At 55.8% G+C, this 5,184-nt stretch carries 2 rRNA genes; both read right to left on the bottom strand.

Annotated features, from left to right (window positions below):
* Positions 1-73 precede the first annotated feature (73 nt).
* A 23S ribosomal RNA gene (locus O3932_RS10345) occupies positions 74-3,198 on the bottom strand.
* Between the two features lie 318 nt (positions 3,199-3,516).
* Positions 3,517-5,060 (bottom strand): 16S ribosomal RNA (locus O3932_RS10350).
* The 16S and 23S rRNA genes sit together here, the layout of an rRNA operon.
* Positions 5,061-5,184: the final 124 nt, after the last annotated feature.

The raw sequence follows: 5,184 nt of genomic DNA on the forward strand, positions 1-5,184 counted from the left end.
GGTTCGTATAGTGGTTGCGGCAGTTGATTGTTCGCTGCTTGTTGTTGCACCCGCACGCGTGGTGTGGGTGTTTGTTGTTTAGTGTTGGCCCATTAGTACCAGTCGGCTCGCGAGCACCTCGCGGTGCTTCCACCTCTGGCCTATCAACCCGCTCGTCTGGCGGGGGCCTCTCACCCCACGGGGGGGGCGTGGAAACCTCATCTTGGAGCAGGCTTCCCGCTTAGATGCTTTCAGCGGTTATCCCTTCCGAACGTAGCTAACCAGCCATGCACCTGGCGGTACAACTGGCACACCAGAGGTTCGTCCATCCCGGTCCTCTCGTACTAGGGACGGCCCTCCTCAAATTTCCTGCGCGCACAGAGGATAGGGACCGAACTGTCTCACGACGTTCTGAACCCAGCTCGCGTACCGCTTTAATGGGCGAACAGCCCAACCCTTGGGACCAACTCCAGCCCCAGGATGCGACGAGCCGACATCGAGGTGCCAAACCATGCCGTCGATATGGACTCTTGGGCAAGATCAGCCTGTTATCCCCGGGGTACCTTTTATCCGTTGAGCGACCACGCACCCACGTGCCATGGCCGGATCACTAGTTCCTGCTTTCGCACCTGCTCGACCCGTCGGTCTCACAGTCAAGCTCCCTTGTACACTTGCACTCGCCACCTGATTACCAACCAGGCTGAGGGAACCTTTGAGCGCCTCCGTTACATTTTAGGAGGCAACCGCCCCAGTTAAACTACCCACCAGGCACTGTCCCCAACCCGGATCACGGGCCAAGGTTAAGGTGACCGCTTAAACCAGAATGGTATTTCAACGACGACTCCACCACCGCTGGCGCGGCAGCTTCACAGTCTCCCACCTATCCTACACAAGTCCAAGCGAACACCAATACCAAGCTATAGTAAAGGTCCCGGGGTCTTTCCGTCCTTCTGCGCGAAACGAGCATCTTTACTCGTACTGCAATTTCACCGAGTTCGCGGTTGAGACAGCGGAGAAGTCGTTACGCCATTCGTGCAGGTCGGAACTTACCCGACAAGGAATTTCGCTACCTTAGGATGGTTATAGTTACCACCGCCGTTTACTGGGGCTTAAATTCACCGCTTCACACCCACAAAGAATGTTAACGGTTCCTCTTAACCTTCCAGCACCGGGCAGGCGTCAGTGCGTATACATCGCCTTACGGCTTCGCACGCACCTGTGTTTTTGATAAACAGTCGCTTCTCCCTATTCTCTGCGACCCCACAACCCAACACCCACGCACGGTGGGAGCAAGTCACGGGGTCCTCCTTATCCCGAAGTTACGGAGGAATTTTGCCGAGTTCCTTAACCACGATTCACTCGAACGCCTCGGTATACTCTACCTGACCACCTGAGTCGGTTTAGGGTACGGGCAGGTCATGCCCTCACGTCGAGGCTTTTCTCGGCAGCATAGGATCACCACAAGTCCACACACGCGTGTGTCCCTCATCAGTCCTCACCCTAATGCCCCCCGGATTTACCTGAAGGGCGGGCCACAACCTTAAATACGCACAACCATCGGCGCACTGCAGTTACCTGTCTGCGTCACCCCTGTTAACACGCTTGCCTACCATCACCGGGACCCCAAGACCCACACACACCACGCAACCCGAAGGTTATGTGGAGGCGCGGGCAAATTGGTTAGCACAATGACCTCAGCATGGGCGGTCACAACCTGGTACCAGAATATCAACTGGTTGTCCATCGACTACGCCTGTCGGCCTCGCCTTAGGACCCGACTAACCCAGGGCGGATAAACCTAGCCCTGGAACCCTTAGTCAATCGGCGCTGCGGATTCCCACCGCAGATTCGTTACTCATGCCTGCATTCTCACTCCCACACAATCCACCAGAAGTCACCTCCAGGCTTCACCTCATGCAGGACGCTCCCCTACCCAACAACACACCAACAACCAATAAACTGGCGCCAGCCACACGTGTTGCTGCCACAGCTTCGGCGGTACGCTTGAGCCCCGCTACATTGTCGGCGCAGAACCACTTGACCAGTGAGCTATTACGCACTCTTTCAAGGATGGCTGCTTCTAAGCCAACCTCCTGGTTGTCACCGCGACTCCACATCCTTTCCCACTTAGCGCACGCTTAGGGGCCTTAGCTGATGATCTGGGCTGTTTCCCTCTCGACTACGAAGCTTATCCCCCGCAGTCTCACTGCCACGCTACACCTAATGGCATTCGGAGTTTGGCTGACGTCAGTAACCCACAGGGCCCATCGGCCATCCAGTAGCTCTACCTCCACCAGGGACCACGCAACGCTGCACCTAAATGCATTTCGGGGAGAACCAGCTATCACGGAGTTTGATTGGCCTTTCACCCCTACCCACAGTTCATCCCCCAGGTTTTCAACCCTGGTGGGTTCGGTCCTCCACACAGTCTTACCTCTGCTTCAACCTGACCATGGGTAGATCACCCCGCTTCGGGTCTAGAACACGCGACAAACGCCATCTTTCAGACTCGCTTTCGCTACGCATACCCCACACGGGTTAAGCACGCCACGTATCACTAACTCGCAGGCTCATTCTTCAAAAGGCACGCCATCACCCCACAAGGCTCTGACGGCTTACAGGCACACGGTTTCAGGTACTATTTCACTCCCCTCCCGGGGTACTTTTCACCATTCCCTCACGGTACTATGCACTATCGGTCATCAAGTAGTATTTAGGCTTACCAAGTGGTCTTGGCAGATTCACACGAGATTTCACGAGTCCCGCACTACTCGGGCACCACATCCACACCACACGCCACCGGTCCACCTACACGACTCTCACGCTCTACGGTCAGCCATCCCAGACTGTTCAACTCCCAACAACATGCAATGCGACCCCCCGGCAGAAGGATCCAACATGGCCCCACAACACCAAACACGCAACAGCCGCCGCCTCTCACACGCATCTGGTTTAGCCTCCTCCGCTTTCGCTCGCCACTACTCACGGAATATCTTCTCCTACGGGTACTAAGATGTTTCACTTCCCCGCGTTCCCCCCACCACCCTATACACGTTCAGATGATGGTAACCCAGCACAACCCAGGTTAGGTTCCCCCATTCGGACACCCTCGGATAATAACGCTCGCTCGCCAACTCCCCGAGGCATATCGCAGGCCGCAACGTCCTTCATCAGCTCTTGATGCCAAGGCATCCACCGAATGCCCAACAAAACTAAACAAAACACAAAAAACAGTACAGAACAAATATGCTCGCAACCACTATACAAATCACAAACAACCCACCACACACACCCACACCCAAACCACACAAAGCCCAGGCAGGCTATGCGGGCAACCACCGTCACCGGCGGACGCTCACACGGTGTTGAACGTGAACCCGACAGTGTGCTCATTCGCTTCAAACTCTTATGCCCAACCCAAACACGCACCCACACCCACCACCAACAAACAGTGATGAACACATGCGAGCACAAGAAAACAACCAACACACCCACAACAGGCACGCTGATTGTTCCCCACAAAACTGGGCTCCCTAGAAAGGAGGTGATCCAGCCGCACCTTCCGGTACGGCTACCTTGTTACGACTTCGTCCCAATCGCCAATCCCACCTTCGACCACTCCCCCCACAAACGCGGTTAGGCCATGGGCTTCGGGTGTTACCAACTTTCGTGACGTGACGGGCGGTGTGTACAAGGCCCGAGAACGTATTCACCGCAGCGTTGCTGATCTGCGATTACTAGCGACTCCACCTTCATGGGGTCGAGTTGCAGACCCCAATCCGAACTGAGACTGGCTTTAAGGGATTCGCTCCACCTCACAGTATCGCAACCCTCTGTACCAACCATTGTAGCATGCGTGAAGCCCAAGACATAAGGGGCATGATGATTTGACGTCATCCCCACCTTCCTCCGAGTTAACCCCGGCAGTCCCCCACGAGTCCCCACCATCACGTGCTGGCAACATAGGGCAAGGGTTGCGCTCGTTGCGGGACTTAACCCAACATCTCACGACACGAGCTGACGACAACCATGCACCACCTGCACACGACCAACCAAATGCCACCACATCTCTGCAGTGCCGCCGTGCATGTCAAGCCTTGGTAAGGTTCTTCGCGTTGCATCGAATTAATCCGCATGCTCCGCCGCTTGTGCGGGCCCCCGTCAATTCCTTTGAGTTTTAGCCTTGCGGCCGTACTCCCCAGGCGGGGCACTTAAAGCGTTAGCTACGGCGCAGAAACCACGGGTGGCCCCCACACCTAGTGCCCAACGTTTACAGCGTGGACTACCAGGGTATCTAATCCTGTTCGCTCCCCACGCTTTCGCTCCTCAGCGTCAGTAACGGCCCAGAGACCCGCCTTCGCCACCGGTGTTCTTCCTGATATCTGCGCATTCCACCGCTACACCAGGAGTTCCAGTCTCCCCTACCGCACTCAAGTCAGCCCGTACCCACCGCACGCCCCCAGTTAAGCCAGAGAATTTCACGGCAGACGCGACCAACCGCCTACAAGCCCTTTACGCCCAATAATTCCGGACAACGCTCGCGCCCTACGTATTACCGCGGCTGCTGGCACGTAGTTAGCCGGCGCTTCTTTACCCACTACCCTCACCACAACCCACAGTTGCGGCTTGACCATGAGCGAAAGAGGTTTACAACCCGAAGGCCTCCATCCCTCACGCGGCGTCGCTGCATCAGGCTTTCGCCCATTGTGCAATATTCCCCACTGCTGCCTCCCGTAGGAGTCTGGGCCGTATCTCAGTCCCAATGTGACCGGTCACCCTCTCAGGCCGGCTACCCGTCAAAGCCTTGGTAGGCCATCACCCCACCAACAAGCTGATAGGCCGCGAGCCCATCCCCCACCAGAACAAACCTTTCCACCAACCCCCATGCGAAGGCCAGTGAATATCCAGTATTAGCACCCGTTTCCGGGCGTTATCCCAAAGAAGAGGGCAGGTTACTCACGTGTTACTCACCCGTTCGCCACTCATCCAACCCAACAAAAGCCAGGCCTTCAGCGTTCGACTTGCATGTGTTAAGCACGCCGCCAGCGTTCGTCCTGAGCCAGGATCAAACTCTCCGAACAAAAACAAAAACGTTAAAGCCCAGAAAAACCAACCAACCAAACAAACCAGGCCAGCCAGCAATCCCAACCAAAAACACTCAAAAACAAAAAACAGGCATAAAAAACAAACAAACACACTATCGAG

This window comes from Pauljensenia sp. 20925_1_25 (genome assembly GCF_041433955.1).
In the GTDB taxonomy this organism is placed as follows: domain Bacteria; phylum Actinomycetota; class Actinomycetes; order Actinomycetales; family Actinomycetaceae; genus Pauljensenia.